This is a genomic window from Halococcus agarilyticus, assembly GCF_000334895.1.
Lineage (GTDB): Archaea > Halobacteriota > Halobacteria > Halobacteriales > Halococcaceae > Halococcus > Halococcus agarilyticus.
On sequence record NZ_BAFM01000001.1, the window covers coordinates 206,776 to 222,298 of the forward strand.

Annotated in this window: 14 protein-coding genes; 10 read left to right on the forward strand and 4 right to left on the reverse strand. The window is 67.8% G+C overall.

Annotation, left to right across the window (positions count from 1 at the left end; all coding sequences use genetic code 11):
• Positions 1–38: 38 nt before the first annotated feature.
• The 5 genes from TX76_RS00945 (at position 39) to lrpA1 (ending at position 6,288) form a co-directional block, all read left to right on the forward strand.
• Positions 39–1,103, forward strand: coding sequence for a polyprenyl synthetase family protein (locus TX76_RS00945; protein ID WP_049898388.1), 1,065 nt, complete (start codon positions 39–41; stop codon positions 1,101–1,103).
• A gap of 202 nt (positions 1,104–1,305) precedes the next feature.
• Complete coding sequence (locus TX76_RS00950; RefSeq protein WP_049898390.1) at positions 1,306–2,754, forward strand: sugar transferase; 1,449 nt, start codon at positions 1,306–1,308, stop codon at positions 2,752–2,754.
• A 184-nt stretch (positions 2,755–2,938) separates the two neighbouring features.
• Positions 2,939–4,834, forward strand: a complete 1,896-nt coding sequence (locus TX76_RS00955; RefSeq protein ID WP_049898392.1) for a 2-oxoacid:acceptor oxidoreductase subunit alpha — start codon at positions 2,939–2,941, stop codon at positions 4,832–4,834.
• Positions 4,835–4,837: 3 nt separating this feature from the next.
• Positions 4,838–5,782 carry a thiamine pyrophosphate-dependent enzyme gene (locus tag TX76_RS00960; RefSeq protein ID WP_049898395.1) on the forward strand — a complete coding sequence of 315 codons (945 nt, stop codon included), beginning with the start codon at positions 4,838–4,840 and terminating at the stop codon, positions 5,780–5,782.
• Positions 5,783–5,859: 77 nt separating this feature from the next.
• On the forward strand, positions 5,860–6,288 hold the full coding sequence (lrpA1, locus tag TX76_RS00965) for an HTH-type transcriptional regulator LrpA1 (protein WP_049898396.1): 429 nt from the start codon (positions 5,860–5,862) through the stop codon (positions 6,286–6,288).
• A gap of 190 nt (positions 6,289–6,478) precedes the next feature.
• On the opposite strand, the gene TX76_RS00970 is transcribed toward lrpA1, so the two are convergent.
• Positions 6,479–6,784, reverse strand: coding sequence for a hypothetical protein (locus tag TX76_RS00970; RefSeq protein ID WP_049898397.1), 306 nt, complete (start codon positions 6,782–6,784; stop codon positions 6,479–6,481).
• 291 nt (positions 6,785–7,075) lie between these two features.
• On the opposite strand from TX76_RS00970, the gene TX76_RS00975 reads away from it, so the two are divergent.
• The 3 genes from TX76_RS00975 (at position 7,076) to TX76_RS00985 (ending at position 9,887) form a co-directional block, all read left to right on the forward strand.
• A complete protein-coding gene (locus TX76_RS00975; RefSeq protein ID WP_049898399.1) occupies positions 7,076–8,488 on the forward strand; it encodes an adenylosuccinate synthase in 1,413 nt (470 codons plus the stop codon).
• A gap of 551 nt (positions 8,489–9,039) precedes the next feature.
• Entirely contained in the window at positions 9,040–9,234 is a 195-nt protein-coding gene (locus TX76_RS00980) for a methytransferase partner Trm112 (RefSeq protein WP_049898400.1), read from the forward strand.
• Positions 9,235–9,251: 17 nt separating this feature from the next.
• Positions 9,252–9,887 (forward strand): DUF7524 family protein, encoded by a 636-nt coding sequence (locus TX76_RS00985; protein ID WP_195155969.1) that lies wholly within the window; start codon positions 9,252–9,254, stop codon positions 9,885–9,887.
• Here TX76_RS00985 and TX76_RS00990 read toward each other — a convergent pair.
• Genes TX76_RS00990 through TX76_RS01000 form a run of 3 tightly spaced genes read right to left on the reverse strand, consistent with a single transcriptional unit; the run spans position 9,881 to position 13,149 of the window.
• Complete coding sequence (locus TX76_RS00990) at positions 9,881–10,942, reverse strand: DR2241 family protein (RefSeq protein ID WP_049898402.1); 1,062 nt, start codon at positions 10,940–10,942, stop codon at positions 9,881–9,883. The genes TX76_RS00985 and TX76_RS00990 overlap by 7 nt on opposite strands.
• Entirely contained in the window at positions 10,943–11,818 is an 876-nt protein-coding gene (locus tag TX76_RS00995; protein ID WP_049898403.1) for a CbiX/SirB N-terminal domain-containing protein, read from the reverse strand. It lies immediately after the preceding gene.
• A 47-nt stretch (positions 11,819–11,865) separates the two neighbouring features.
• Positions 11,866–13,149, reverse strand: coding sequence for an MFS transporter (locus TX76_RS01000; RefSeq protein ID WP_049898405.1), 1,284 nt, complete (start codon positions 13,147–13,149; stop codon positions 11,866–11,868).
• 224 nt (positions 13,150–13,373) lie between these two features.
• Here TX76_RS01000 and TX76_RS01005 point away from each other — a divergent pair, with 224 nt between their 5' ends.
• On the forward strand, positions 13,374–13,922 hold the full coding sequence (locus TX76_RS01005) for a DUF7523 family protein (RefSeq protein ID WP_049898407.1): 549 nt from the start codon (positions 13,374–13,376) through the stop codon (positions 13,920–13,922).
• 26 nt (positions 13,923–13,948) lie between these two features.
• Positions 13,949–15,454 carry a cysteine--tRNA ligase gene (cysS, locus tag TX76_RS01010; protein WP_049898410.1) on the forward strand — a complete coding sequence of 502 codons (1,506 nt, stop codon included), beginning with the start codon at positions 13,949–13,951 and terminating at the stop codon, positions 15,452–15,454.
• Positions 15,455–15,523 lie beyond the last annotated feature (69 nt).

The window sequence follows — 15,523 nt, forward strand, 5'->3', positions numbered from 1 at the left end:
GCGAGCCTTTTTAGCCCGCCGCCGCCGGTCACACTCGTATGCGCGACGTGCTCGCGGCGTGGCGGCCGGTCATCGACAGGGAGATCGAGCAGTTGCTCCCCCGCGAGGTCGACGACGAGTACGTCACGAGCGCGTTCGGCGAGCCGACCTACGAGTACGACCCGGTCGCCATCCAGCGCGCGCTCCCGGACCCGATCTGGAACCTGCTCGACCGCGGCGGCAAGCGCTGGCGCGCGGTGGTCTGCTGTCTCCTGATCGACGGGTTCGGTGCGGACCCCCACGAGTACCTCCCCTACGCCTGCATCCCCGAGATCCTCCACAACGGCACGATCATCGTCGACGACGTCGAGGACGGCGCGACGATGCGCCGCGGCGAGCCCGCGCTCCACGACGAGGTCGGACTCGACATCGCACTCAACGCCGGCAACGCGATGTACTTCCTCCCGCTGAACATCGTCGCGCGCAACCCTGCCGATCTCGACGCCGGGACGCGACTCGCGATCTACGAGATGCTGATGTACGAGCTCAACCGCACCCATCTCGGCCAGGGGATGGATATCCACTGGCACAACGACGGGGCCATCCGGATGAGCGAGGCCCAGTACCTCGAGATGTGTGCGTGCAAGACCGGCTGTCTCGGCCGGATCGTCGCGCGGCTCGCCGCGCTCATCACCGGCCAGTCCGACGAAGCCGAGCGTCGCGCCGCACGCTACGCCGAGCGGATGTCGATCGCGTTCCAGATCGGCGACGACATCCTCGACGTCGAGACCGCCGACGAGGACGGCGGCGCGTTCGGCAAGGGCGTCGGCAACGACGTGCGCGAAGGGAAGAAGACGCTGATGGCGATCCACGCCGCGAACGAGGCGACCCCCGAACGGGCCGCACGGCTCGAAACGATCCTCTGGGCGGACGAGAACACCGACGCCGAGATCGAGGAGGCGATCGCCATCCTCCGCGAGACCGACAGCGTGGCCTACGCCCGCGAGCGGGCGCTCGAACTCGCCGCGGAGGCGCGCGACGCCCTCGGCGAGCTCGCCATCGACGACGACGTCGCCGACGACCTCGCGGCGTTCACCCGGTTCGTGATCGAACGCGACGCCTGATCCGCCCTCGAAACAGAGCCGGCGAGTCGGAAGCGATCTCTCGACGGCCCCCGTCCCACATGCACCGGATCGAGACGAACCCACTTTCGGTTGTGGCTCGTTCCGGTTCGCCGCTCGGACGATTGGTTTTTATCGATCGAAGGGGACCTTCCACAATGCTTATGCCCGGCGAATCGGTCGGTTAGGGTGATCGACCTAACGCATGGAGCTCACAACGGGGTTGCGGTATCGGGTCGCGAGCGGCCTCGGGACGGTCGTTCTCACCGTGCTCTCGATCGCGGTGGCGAACCACCCGTTCGCCCAACGCCTGCTGACGTCGCTTCCCCTGTTCGGTCGGCTCGAACCGACGACGCTCACGAACGGTGCGCTGACGCTCGCCGCGGTCACGGCGCTCGTCGTGGTGTTCGCCGCCCTGCTGCCGCTGTTCAAGCCACGACCGCGGCGGATCCTCGATACGATCTCGCTTGCGGTCCGGCGGCTGCTCGGTGCGTGTCTCGCGCTCGCCGCGATCGGCTACCTCGACTACACCTACCGACTGCCGCGAACGACGCTCGTGACGATGACGGTGCTGCTGTGTTGCTGTCTCCCGGTGTGGTTCGTCGTGATCCGTCGCCGACCGGTGGCCGGGAGCGAGCGGGTCGTGCTGGTCGGCGACGATCCCGGAGCGATGGAGGAGCTCCTCGAAACCACCGACCTCTCGGTCGTGGGGTACGTCGCGCCCACGATCCAGTACGATCCCGCTCCCACGAACGGTGAGCCGCCAGTGCGGTTCGCCGACGGCGGCACGCACCAGCGAGCCGGGCTCGACGACCTCGAGTGCCTCGGTGGGCTCTCCCGGCTCGGCGAGACGTTCGTCGAACACGACATCGACACGGCGGTGCTCGCGTTCGAGCGGTCGGATCGTGCGGATTTCTTCAGCGCGCTCGCGGAGTGTTACGACCACGGCGTGCGCGCGAAGGCCCACCGAAAACACGTCGACAGCGTCCTGACCACCGACACGAGCGTGGTCGGCCTCGTCGACATCGAACTCGAACCGTGGGACTGGGAGGACCGGGCACTGAAGCGGGCGTTCGACGTCGTCTTCGCCGCGATCGGCCTGGTGGTGCTCCTCCCGATCATCGTGCCGATCGCGGTCGCGGTCAAGCTCGACAGCCCCGGGCCGGTGCTCTACGGCCAGGAACGCACCGCGGAGTTCGGCGAGACGTTCGAGATCAAGAAGTTCCGCAGCATGGTCGACGACGCCGAGGCCACGACCGGGGCAAAACTGAGCGAGGAGGACTCCGGCGGGGTGGACCCCCGCGTGACGCGAACCGGTCGGGTGCTCAGACGGACCCACCTCGACGAGATCCCCCAACTCTGGTCGATACTGGTGGGTGATATGGCGGTCGTCGGACCGCGACCGGAGCGACCCGAACTCGACGCCGACATCGAGACGGGAGTCGCGGAGTGGCGGCGGCGGTGGTTCGTGAAGCCTGGCCTGACCGGGTTCGCCCAGATCAACGGCGCGACCGGCCACGAGCCCGAGCAGAAACTCCGGTACGACACGCAGTACATCCACCAGCAGTCCTTTTGGATCGACGTGAAGATCGTGGTTCGCCAGGTCTGGCAGGTCGTGAGCGAAGCGGCGTCGGTGTTCGCCGACGACGAGTGATCGGAGGATCTTCGTCCCGGAGCTAGCGAGGAGCGGCCGCGGTCACACGATCGGCACGCGATAGGCGATCGTCGATGATCGTATATGTGAATATATGCCAAACCCACATGATAGACTAATATCGATCTGCTGGAAACCCTTTTATAACATCGTCACAAACGCCACCACACGCGCGAGGACAGCCATGACAGGAAACGAACTCATCTGGCGGATCGCGGGCGGTTCCGGCGACGGGATCGACTCCACCAGCCAGAGCTTCACCAAGGCACTGATGCGGGCTGGATTGAACGTCTTTACGCACCGACACTACCCGTCGCGCATCCGTGGCGGCCACACCTACGTCGAGGTCCGTGCGGCCGAGCACGAGGTGAAATCCCGCGGCGACGGGTTCAACTTCCTGCTCGCGCTCGGCGACAGCTTCGCACGCAACCCCCAGGACGAGGCCTACTACGGCAACGAGGAGGCCAAGCCGCTGTCGGAGAACCTCGACGACCTCCGGGAGGGCGGCGTGATCGTCTACGACGAGGGGCTGCTCGACGAGAGCGAGATCGACGACTTCGAGGAGCGGGTCGAGGCGAACGACTGGCACGTCTACCCGATGGATCTCCGCGGCATCGCGCGCGAGCACGGCCGCGAGATCATGCGCAACACCGCGGGCGTCGCCGTGACGGCCGCACTCCTCGGAATGGACACCGACCCCTTCGAGGAGCTCATGAGCGACAACATGGGTGGGGACATCCTCGACGACAACCTCACCGTGCTGGAGGAGGCCTACGAGACGGCGGCGGACCTCGATCACAGCCACGACCTCGAAGCCCCGACCGCCGACGAGCACGACGAACAGCAGGTGCTGCTCAACGGCTCGAACGCGCTGGCGTACGGCGCGCTCGACGAGGGCTGTCGGTTCATCGCGGGCTACCCGATGACCCCCTGGACCGACGTGTTCACCATCATGACCCAGCATCTCCCCGAGGTGGGCGGGATCTCCGAACAGGTCGAGGACGAGATCGCCGCCGCCTCGCTCGCCATCGGGGCCTCTCACGCCGGCGTGAAGGCGATGAGTGGCTCCTCGGGTGGCGGGTTCGCGCTGATGAGCGAACCGCTCGGACTGGCGGAGATGACCGAGACGCCGCTCGTGCTCGTGGAGGCGATGCGCGCGGGGCCCTCGACCGGGATGCCGACCAAACCCGAGCAGGCCGACCTCGAACACATCCTCTACACCAGCCAGGGCGACTCCAATCGTGTAGTGTTCGCGCCGAGCACCGTCGCGGAGTGTTACGACCAGGCGCGCGAGGCGTTCCGGGTGGCCTACGAGTACCAGATCCCCGCCGTGATCGTGATCGACCAGAAGCTCTCGGGCGAGACGATCAACGTTCCCGAGGCCCACTTCGATCGCGAACCCAACCCCGATCTCGGGAGCACGCTGACCGAGGAGGAGATCGCGGAAGCGTCCCACCACGCCTCGGGGAAGTTCAACCGGTTCCAGCACGATCCCGAAGACGGCGTGAGCCCCCGATCGATCCCCGGCCAGTCCGACGGCCGGTTCCTCGCGTCGGGCAACGAGCACACTCCCCAAGGGCATATCTCCGAGGACCCCGACAACCGGGTGGCCCAGACCGACCGCCGCCTCCGCAAGCTCGACGCGATCCGCGAGGACTTAGACGACACCGAACTCGACCGGCAGACGCATTACGGACCGGACGACGCCGAGTACGGCATCCTGACGTGGGGCAGCCAGCAGAGCACCGTCGAGGAGGCCGTCGAGCGGCTCAACGACGACGGGCACTCGGTGAAGGCCCTCGGCGTGAGCGACCTGATGCCCTACCCGAAAGCCGACGTCACCGAGTTCCTCGAATCGGTCGAGGACTGTCTCGTGGTCGAGATGAACGCGAGCGCACAGTTCCGCGGGCTCACCCAGAAGGAGCTGGGCCGCTTCGGCGAGAAGCTATCGAGTCTGCTGAAATACAACGGCAATCCGTTCGAACCGGCCGAGATCGTCGAGGGGTTCGAAGTGCAGGTGAACGGCGGCACCGAACCCCCGACGGCGCAGGTCCGGATCGAACCCGCCGCAGGTGATTAATCAATGAGCAAGTCATTCAGCGCGATCGACGGTGCGGACGAGGAGGGAATCGACCGGGAGGCGTTCACGCCGGGCATCGAGCCCCAGGCGACGTGGTGTCCCGGCTGTGGCGACTTCGGCGTGCTGAAGGCGCTGAAGGGCGCGATGCCCGAGATCGGCCGGACGCCCGACGAGACGCTGCTCGTGACCGGGATCGGCTGCTCGGGCAAGCTGTCGAGCTACTTCGAGTCCTATGGTTTTCACTCGATCCACGGCCGATCGCTGCCCGTGGCCCGGGCCGCGAAGCTCGCGAACCCAGGGCTAGAGGTGATCGCGGCGGGCGGCGACGGCGACGGCTACGGGATCGGTGGGAACCACTTCATGCACACCGCCCGCGAGAACCACGATATGCTGTACATCGTGTTCAACAACGAGATCTTCGGGCTCACGAAGGGCCAGACCTCCCCCACCAGCCCGAAGGGCCACAAGTCGAAGACCCAGCCCCACGGCTCGGCGAAGGACCCGATCCGACCGCTCTCGATGGCGCTGTCGGCGGGCGCGTCCTACGTCGCCCGGACCGCGGCGGTCAACCCGCGCCAGGCGACCGAGGTGCTGGCCGAGGCGATGGAGCACGACGGGTTCGCCCACGTCGACTTCCTGACCCAGTGTCCCACCTGGAACAAGGACGCCAAGCAGTACGTCCCCTACACCGACGTCCAGCAGTCCGACGACTACGACTTCGACGTTGCGGACCGGCGCGAGGCCGCCGAGATGATGCACGAGACCGAGGACAAGCTCTACGAGGGCGAGGTTCTCACGGGTCGATTCTACGTCGAGGAAGACCGACGATCCTACGGCCAGGAGAAACGCGAGACCGGGGAGATGCCCGAGGAGCCGCTGGCCGAGCGGTACTTCGACGACGACTACGAGTGGGAGCGCAGCTACGACCTGCTCGACGTTCACAAGTAAGCCCGCCCCGGTTCTGCCGACCCGAGCCGTGGTTTTCGATTCGGAAGATATTTTTTCACGCGCGCCAACTATCGACCATGAGTGCGGACGCCACCGAGGATCGCATCCTCGCCGTTCTGGAGGAGGATGCCCAGGCCTCCTACGCCGAGATCGCGGATCGGGCCGGGGTCTCGAAGCCCACGGTCAGGAAGTACATCGACAAGCTCGAGGGCGATGGGGTGATCGTGGGCTACTCCGCGGACATCGACCCGAAGAAGCTTTCCGGGCGCTCGATCGCGCTCGTCGGGATCGAGGTCGAGAGCGGGCGCTACGTCGAGGCGACCCGTGAGCTCAAGGATGCACCCGAGATCGAGACCCTCTACAGTTCGAGCGGCGACCACACCCTGATGGCCGAGATCCGCGCGCCCGACGGCGACGCGGTCGGCGCGATCATCGCGGACGTGGTGCTCCCGATCGACGGCGTCACCGCCGCCCATCCCTCCTTCCTTCAGGAACGGCTGAAGTGAGGTCACGACGCCCGTCGTGAAACGCCGCACTCACCCGAAATCGACGGCTACCGGTTGTTTCCGGAACACGCTACACGACGAGAGGTTCACAGACGCTCTCACGCGGCGCGAGGGTCGGGACGTTGCACACCGCGAGACGGCACTGTTCGGCCGATCGCTACCGAGGGAAACGAGGTGCCGTCGGGTCGCGTTACGATTCGATCTCCGCCGCGTCCTCGATCTTCATCCCGTCGAGCTTCTCGACGATCCCGTCGATCTTGCCGTCGAGGTCCTCGACGAACTCCGCGGTACGCTCGGTCGTGATCGCACCCTGGCTCGACGGCTCGATGAGGGTCTCCTCTTCGAGCACGCGCAGCGAGTACCGCACCTTGTGATGGGGGTAGCCGGTCTCGTTCGACATCTTCACGATCCCGATCGGCTCGCTCTCGATCACGATGCGCAACACCTGCAGGTGTCGCTCCAGCATATCGACTTCCTTTTCGAGTCGGTCTATCATGGCACTTGTTAACTCGTGGAGAGACGGTTTAAAGGTTACTGCCGCGAACGGCGGGAGACTCGACGAGCGGCGAGTTCGGCCCGCTCGATTTCGCGTCCGGCCGGTCCGGGCCGCCGTCTCGGTTCTCGGAAGCGCTATGGATGGTTATCACATATACGTTCCGGCCGACGGTAACTGTCACCAATGAGTGCCCGGGAACGGTGTCGTTCTTGGACGGTCGCGGCGAAGCGCTCAGCGAGGAGCGGCCGTCACACCGTAATCGGTTTATCCCGAACGTCGGAACTCTCGGTCATGACCGTGACGATCGTCGGCGCGCAGCTCGGCGACGAGGGCAAGGGCGGGATGGTCGACCGCTGGAGTGAGACCGCGGACGTAGTGTGTCGGTACCAGGGCGGCGACAACGCCGGCCACACCGTCGTGTACGACGACCGTGCGACCGACGGTGGAGCCACGACGGCGGACGCCACCGACGCCGGCGACGAAAACACCGAGTACAAGCTCTCGCTCGTGCCGAGCGGCGCGATCCGGGGCAAGACCGGCGTGCTCGGCAACGGCTGTGTGATCAACCCCGCGACGCTGTTCGACGAGATCGAAGGGCTCCGCGAGCGCGGTCTCGACCCCGACGTGCGGGTGGCCGAGCGCGCCCACGTCATCTTCCCGTACCACCGCGCGCTCGACGGTATCGAGGAGGACTCGAAGGACGATCACATCGGCACCACCGGCAACGGGATCGGACCGACCTACGAGGACAAGGCGGCCAGGCGCGGGGTCCGGATCGGCGACCTCCTCGATGCCGACGTGCTCCGCGATCGACTCGAAGGACTCGTCCCGCAGAAACGCGCGATCTGTGAGTCCGTCTATGGGGTCGATCCCGACGCGTTCGACGGCGCGTTCGACGTCGACGAACTGTTCGCCGAGTACCGTTCGTACGGTGAGCGCCTCGCCACGAACGACATGCCGGTGAACTGCGGGGCGTTCCTCGACGCACACCGCGAGCGCGGCGATCGGCTCCTGTTCGAGGGCGCGCAGGGCACCGCGATCGACCTCGATCACGGCAACTACCCCTACGTGACCTCCTCGAACCCGACGGCCGGCGGTGCAGCCACGGGGACCGGCCTCGGGCCGACCGTCGTCGGCAGCGGTGAGATCGTCGGCATCGTCAAGGCGTACCTCTCGCGGGTCGGGGCGGGGCCGCTCCCGACCGAGATGGGGTTCGTCGAGGGCCAGACCCCGGCGGGCGGCGGCAACCGCGACATGACCGATCTCGCCGCACACATCCGCGAGGCCGGCGGCGAGTACGGCACCGTCACCGGCCGGCCGCGGCGGATCGCCTGGCTCGACATGCCGATGCTCCGCCACGCGGCGCGCGCGAGCGGCTTTACCGGACTCGCGATCAACCACGTCGACACGCTCGCGGGGATCGAGGAGATCCGTGTGGGTCACGCCTACGACCTCGCGGGCGAGACCGTCACGACGATGCCCGCGACCACCGAGCGCTGGAGCGAGTGCGAACCCCAGTACAGGACGTTCGACGGCTGGTCCGACGCCGACTGGGACGCGGTCGCACGCGAGGGCTACGACGCGCTCCCTGCGAACGCCCGGACCTACGTCGAGTACGTGGGCGACGAACTCGATGTCCCGATTTTCGCGATCGGCGTCGGTCCCGACCGCGAGCAGACGATCGTGCTCGACGATCCGTTCTAAAACCCACTTTTTTACAGAGGGTTCGAGGGAGCGAGCGAAGCGAGCGACTGAGGACCCTCTCGAAAAACCTGTCTTGCTGAGCGAAGCGAAGCAAGGCTCGGAAGACGAGCGAAGCGAGTCTTCCGGTGGACTAAAAACACCCGCTCGCTTCGCTCGCGTGGATGCTACGCTTTCCCCGGCCGCTACCACACAGCACCGCCCGAGCCCTCACTCCCTTCGGTCGTTCGCCCTCGATCCACCGAGGAACCACGTCGCCATCGCACAACACCGCAGAAGCCCTCGCTCGTTTCACTCGCTCACGGGTCGTTCCTCCCCGTTCGCGCGTTCGGCGGTGCTCACTCCGTTCGCACCGCCCGACGCTCGCCCTTCATCCACCAGGATCGCACCGCCGCCGCAACCGCCCAGCAGCCGCACCGCTGCCGCCACCGTTCGCCGCAGCCGCACCGCCCAGCAACTGCACCGCCCGCCGCCACCGCTCTCGCACCGCGGGCGAGCGCCACGTTTTTATCACCGCCGGGCCTCGCCTCGCGTATGAGTAGGGGTGAGCACCGATGAAGGAGTCGCTGATGGACATCATCCGGTGTCCGATGGACAAACAGGAGCTCGAACTCGAACCCATCCAGCGAAACGACGACGAGGTGCTCGAAGGGCGACTCGTCTGCACCGAGTGCGGCGAGGAGTACCCCATCGAAGAGGGGATCCCGAACCTCCTCCCACCGGACATGCGCGACGACGCGCCGGCCTGAGATGCGGGGAGTCGACCGTGCCTGAGACACTCGCCATCCACCTCAATCGCGATCGCCTGCACTCCATCGAGGCTCCCGACAGCTTTGCAACCGCCGACTCGTTCGTGGTCGAGATCGAGAACCACGGCGAGGCCGCCCACGCCCACCTCCGGCTCGACGACGGGCTCGGGGAGATCGCCTCGCTCCCGACGGGCAACCACTACATCCGAACCGGCGCGGTCGAGCGAGTGCCGATCAGCGTCCACGATCCCGGCCCCCTCACGGGAACGCTCACCGTCGCCACCGCCTACGGCAGCGAGACCCACGATATCGAGATCGCGGTCGAGCCGACCGCCGGCAAGCAGGCCGTCGAGATCGACGAGTCGCTGATCCAGGGGTCCAACACGACCACGGCGCGCTCGTCCGGTGCAGCGAGCACGACCACGACCGCCTCGTCGGCCTCTCGATCGAGCACGTCGAGTTCGCGGTCGACCACGACGCGGTCGACTGCCGGACGGTCGTCGGGTCTCGAAACCCCGGGCCTGCTGGCCGGTACCGCGCTGGTGATCCTGATCGGGATCGGGCTCCTCTTTCTCGACGGGCTCGCGATGTTCGTCGGCACGATCGCGGTGCTCGGCGGGCTCGTGGTTGCGGGCTATCTGCTGCTCTACTGACCGCCCGAGACGTTCTCGAAGCTGCCGTCCTCGTCGGTCAGTTTCGCCCGGAGATACCGCGCCCGATACCGGTTCGCGCCGTCGCCGACGTCGGCCTCGCGGATCTCGTCGGTCCGTCCTTCCGCGACCGCGCCGACGATCTCCTCCAGCTGGGTCTTCTCGCTCGGCGTCAGCTCGAACTCGTAGGTGCGCGAGTCCTCGCTCTCGAGGATCGCCCACTGGCGGGCGGCGGCGATCACGAGCGAGCACGGCTCCCGGCAGGGGAATTCGCCGTCGCCGCGCGGGGCGTCGAGTTCGGCTTCGTCGTCCTCGTCCCACTCCCGACGCTTGAGACACTGCGAGTCGACACAGCACGCTCGGGCGAGGTTCTCGACCCCTTCGGGATCGAGTTCGTCGACTACGTCGTAGATCCCGGTCTGGCGCTCGGCGGTCTCGCGGAAGTGCGTCACGTCGAGATCGCCCTCGCGCTCGCGCTGCCAGTTCGCCACCGTCGCCGGGTAGAAGAACTCCACAGTGCGAACGAGGTCACGGCCGTCGAGCGCCGCGAACCGCCAGCCCCGCTGGAGCGTCGGCGCGGTCTTCAGCGGTCGGTAGCGACCGTCCGCGTCGAGTGTGGCGATCTCGCGGGCATCGAGCGGGTCGTCGTGGAGCGCGAGCGCGTCGGGCTCGGCGTTGGCGTCGTCGACGTGGCGGAGCTCGTAGACGCGCCCGCCGTCCTCGCCGAGTTCGGCGGTGACGAGGAGCTGTCCCCACTCCCTGGAGAGGCCCTCGACGAGCGCCTCGTAGCGCTCGCGCACGCCGAGGTCGTCGGCGCGCTCGATCCACCGGCAGTACGCCGCGCGCGCGCCGCTCGCGTCCGCCCAGACGTGCCAGTTCGAGACCAGCCACGGGTTTGCCTCGGCGAGCGCGTCGAACCCCGCCTCGTCGAGTCCCTCGTGGGTCGCCTCCGGAGTCGCGAACGTGTATCCGTCCTCGGTTCGCTCGGCACGGAGCCCGTCGCACGAAACGCCGTCGGTCGCGGCCTCGCGGAGCGCGTGCAACTGAGCGTCGTTCATTCAATCGCCCGCCGCCGCAGTCCCGCCGGTGCGCTGTCGAACCAGGTCGAGCGCGTTCCCGACGTCCGCGCCGGCGTCGGCCGCGCGTTCGAGGAGGACGTCGGCCATCAGCGCCTCGGTCCCGACCGCGCCCGCGTACCAGATCCGGGTGCCGTCGACTTCGGTAGGTATGTCGTACCCCTCTCGGTAATCGTCGGTCAGCCCCATGTCCTCGGGGATGTCCTCCTGGGTGTGATAGCCGTCGGCGACGAACAGGGGCACGACCACCACGTCATCGCTCTCGAAGAACTCGGTCACGTCGTCGACTTCGGGTTCCTCGTCCATGAACAGCGCGTGGACCTCCTCGAACCGGCCGGTCTCGCGGACCCGCTCGGCGTGGTACTCGGTGGCCTTCGCGCTGTTCTCGTTGCGTTTCGTGCCGTGGCCGACTACCGCGAGCCCGAATCCCTCGCCGACATCGGGATCGCCCGTGACGCTTTCGGCGCGCTGGACGATCACGTCGGTCATCGATTCGTGCGTGCCCGCCGGACCGCAGTAGTGAACCGTCTTGCCGACGTCCTCGGCGGTGAGCGTGACGTGGTCGGCGTCGGTCCCCTCGGAGTTCCAGTCCGCGACGTCCCACTCCTCAAGACGGAGCTCGCGCGGGATGACCTGCTCGGTGAAGTACCCCTCCGAGACGAACAGCGGAACCACATAGATCTGCTCGCTGTCGAGCGTGCGGAGCACCTCGCGAAAGGAGGGCTCTTCCTTCCAGAACGCCTCGCGAACCTCCTCGAACGCGCCGGCCGCGCGGATCGTGTCGGCGTGGGCAAAGGCCGGATCGTGCGAGCCGGGATTCAGGTGCGAGCCGTGGGCGGCGATGACGAGCGCCGGCATACGGGAATCGAGGAGTGCGACGGGCTTAGTGGCTTCGCCTCCGGGGTTCAGTCGTCGCCCGGCACCGCCGTGCGGGAGACCGTGGCGTCCTCGCCGAACAGCGTCGCGGCCACGAGCACGCCGGCGAGCACCACCAGCGCGACACACAGCAGGTACTCGACGGTGAACCCCACGACGTTCGCGAGCGGGAGCGCGATCAGCGGGCCGGCGCTCGATCCGAGATCGCCGAAGACGTTGTAGACACCACCGAGTTTGCCCGTGTCGTCGGCGGGGCTGATGTCGCCGAGGTACGCGAGCAGCGGCGGGTTGGTGCCGCCGACGCCGATCCCGATGAGCGCGACGCCGGCGAGCGTGCTCGGGAGGGTCGGCACGAGCGCGAGCAGCCCGAACCCGGAGCCGAAGACCGCGAGCGCGGGCAGCGTCAGGAGTGCGCGGTTCGAGAGGCGATCGGAGACCGAGCCGACGATCACGGTGGTCACACTGGAGAAGAGCACGCCGACGGCCATCACGATCCCGCTCGCGCCCGCGCCGCTGAGAAAGCCGATCTCGATGGCGTTCGCCGCGGCGTAGAGCACCACCGTCGAGAGCAACACGCCGGCGAACAGGAATCTGACGGTGAAGTTGACCGCGCCCACGGTGAAGATCCGGACGTCCGCACGCACCATCCGCGGGAGGTCGGTCAGCCCGCTGCGCTCTCCAGCGTTGGGTCGGATGTTCGGGAGCACGGCAAACGCGACGAGGAAGGCAAAGAGGCCCGCGCCGCCGGCGGCGAGAAAGGCCGCGGTGTAGCCGAGCGTGTCGGCGAGGAGCCCGCCGAGCACGAGACCCGCGGGGAAGCCGAGGCTCTGGCCGCCGCGCATGTACCCGACCCACGTCCCGCGGTTGTCGGGGTTCGTGACCCGGGTGATGGTGCTGAACGCGCCGACGAAGACGAACGCCGAGCCGACGCCCCAGACCGCCCGCGAAAGCAAGAAGACCCCGCCGGCGTCGAGCACCGGGACGAGCGTCGCGTTCAGGCCGAGGACGTAGCCGAACGGGGCGAGCCCTTGGAGGAAGAACCCGGCGAGCATCGGCCGACGAGTACCGACCCGATCGAGGATCTGTCCGGCGGGCGTGTTGACCACGAGCCGGACGATCCGGTTGGCGGAGAGGATCAGCCCGACCAGCAGCGCCGAGATGCCGAGCACGTCGCCGAGCGCGGGCAGGGTGGGAAAGGCGACGCCGCCGCCGACTCCACCGAAGAACACCCCTGCGACGAGCGCTCCCGCGACGTACCGAACCGAGTGGTCGGTGCCGGCGACGGCACCGCCGTCGGGATCGCCGTTGCTCATCCAGTGAGTTCGGGAACCACGTCACGAACGATCCCGCGGCGTTCCGCGCCGGCTTCGTGTGTCTTCGTCCGTTCGACTCGTACCACACTACCCATACTGACTAGTCGGTCAGACGCCTCAAAAGGACTTCGTTCGCCCGAAAACAGCGGCGACGCCGATCCGATACGGCGACGAAACGCGGTCCTCGCGACGGGTTTTTCGGGGTTCGGGTCGCGGGTGGAGTCATGTCCCTCGCAACCGATACCAGGCAAGCGGTCCGGCGGAACCCGTTCGTCCATACTGCACTCCGCGCTGGGGTATTGAACTACGCCGCCGCCGCCCGCTTCCTCGACGTGGGCGAGACCGACGCCGTCGTGGCCGCACTCCGGCGCTACGCCGAGGACCTCCCCGAGTACGAGACCGCAACCCACGAAGCCCGAGTGACGATGCGGAGCGGGCTCGGCATCGAGGGCGGGAGCGACTCCGAGAGCCACGAAATCGACGACGAGGACGACAGGAATGGCGAGGACGCGCTGCTCGCGGTCGGCGGAGCCGGGCTCGTCGACGGCGGCTCGCTGACGGGCGTCCTCGCGACCGGCGACGTCGACGCCCGGGCGCTCGCAAGTGCGCTCGATCGCCTGGCGGTCGCGGACGTCGGCGTCGCCGCGGCGGGCGTCGCGGGCGGGGCCCTGGTCGTGGCGGTCGAGCGCCGCGACGGACCTGACACTGTCCGGATCGTCGAGGACGCGCTGGCAGCGGTTCCCGAGCCGACGACCCGGAGTCCGACGGATTGAAACGCCGGCCCGCGTAGGAGAGAGTGATGACGCTGCGCGTGACGAACACGCTCTCCGGGGAGCAGGAGCCGTTCGAGCCACAAGATCCCGACGAGGTGCTCCTCTACGTCTGTGGGCTCACGGTGTACGACCCGGCACACCTCGGCCACGCGCGCCTGTGGGTCCACGCCGACGTCATGGACCGCTGGCTCTCCTATCGCGGCTACGACGTGCGCCACGTCGAGAACTTCACCGACGTGAACGAGAAGATCGTCGCGCGGATCGGGGCGGAGGGACACGGCGACTCGGAGGCGGCGGTCGCCCGCAAGTACATCCGCGAGACCCTGCGGGACATGCGCTCGCTCAACCTCAAGCGCGCGGAGGTCTACCCACGGGTCTCGGCGCACGTTCCCGAGATCGTCGACCTCGTGGAGACCCTGATCGAGAAGGGGTACGCCTACGAATCGAGTGGATCAGTGTACTTCGACGTCACGGCCTTCGAGGACTACGGCAAGCTCTCGAACCACGACATCGACGAGATCGAAGCGCAGGGCGATCCCGACGAACGCGGCGAGAAGCGCCACCCCGCCGATTTCGCGCTCTGGAAGGCCGGGGCCGAGTCCCCCGAAGACCTCACGGAGCACCGACCGGCGGACGCCGACCCGCTCTCTGAACCGAGCGGCGAGACGTGGGAGTCGCCGTGGGGCGAGGGCCGGCCCGGGTGGCACATCGAGTGCTCGGCGATGAGCATGGCGACGTTGGGGGAGACCCTCGACATCCACGTCGCCGGTCAGGACATCGCGTTCCCGCACAACGAGAACGAGATCGCCCAGAGCGAGGCCGCCACCGGGGAACGGTTCGCGCGCTACTGGCTCCACGTCCGGCTGCTCGAAACCGGCGGCGAGAAGATGAGTTCGAGCCTCGGGAACTACGCCACCGTCGAGGCGGCGGTCGCGGAGCTCGGCACGAACGCTCTGCGAACGTTCCTGCTTTCTGCGTCGTACGGTCAGCGACAGACCTACAGCGACGCCACCGTCGAGGAGGCCACGGAGCGCTGGGAGCGCCTCGACCGCGCCCACGAGCGGTGCGTCGCGGCCATCGACGGCCCCGACGCGGGGGCGAAGGTCGAGGACAGCGAACTCCGGGAGGCGGTCGCGGACGCTCGGGAGGCCTTCGAGACCGCGATGGACGACGACTTCAACACCCGAGAAGCGCTGTCGGCGCTGTCGGAGATCGCGACCGCTCTCAACGCCCACCTCGACGCGGAGGGGTCCTACGATTACCGGGGACTCAGGGCGGCGGTCGAGGCGTTCGAGGAGCTCGGTGGCGGCGTGCTCGGCCTGGCGTTCAGCGACGACGACACCGAGGGTGACGTGCGCCTCGCCGACGAGCTGGTCGAGCTCGTGCTCGACGTGCGCGAGTCCGAGCGCGCGGCGGGCAACTACGACCGGGCCGACGCCCTTCGGGCCGACCTCGAAGCACTCGGGGTGGCGATCGAGGACACCGACGACGGCCCCCGATTCGACGTTGAGGAGTCGGTCGAATCGCGATAAGGGGATGACTCGGTGGGTCGTGAACGCTGTCCTCGGAGCGAACTCCCGAACAGTGGTTCGACGTCGCGA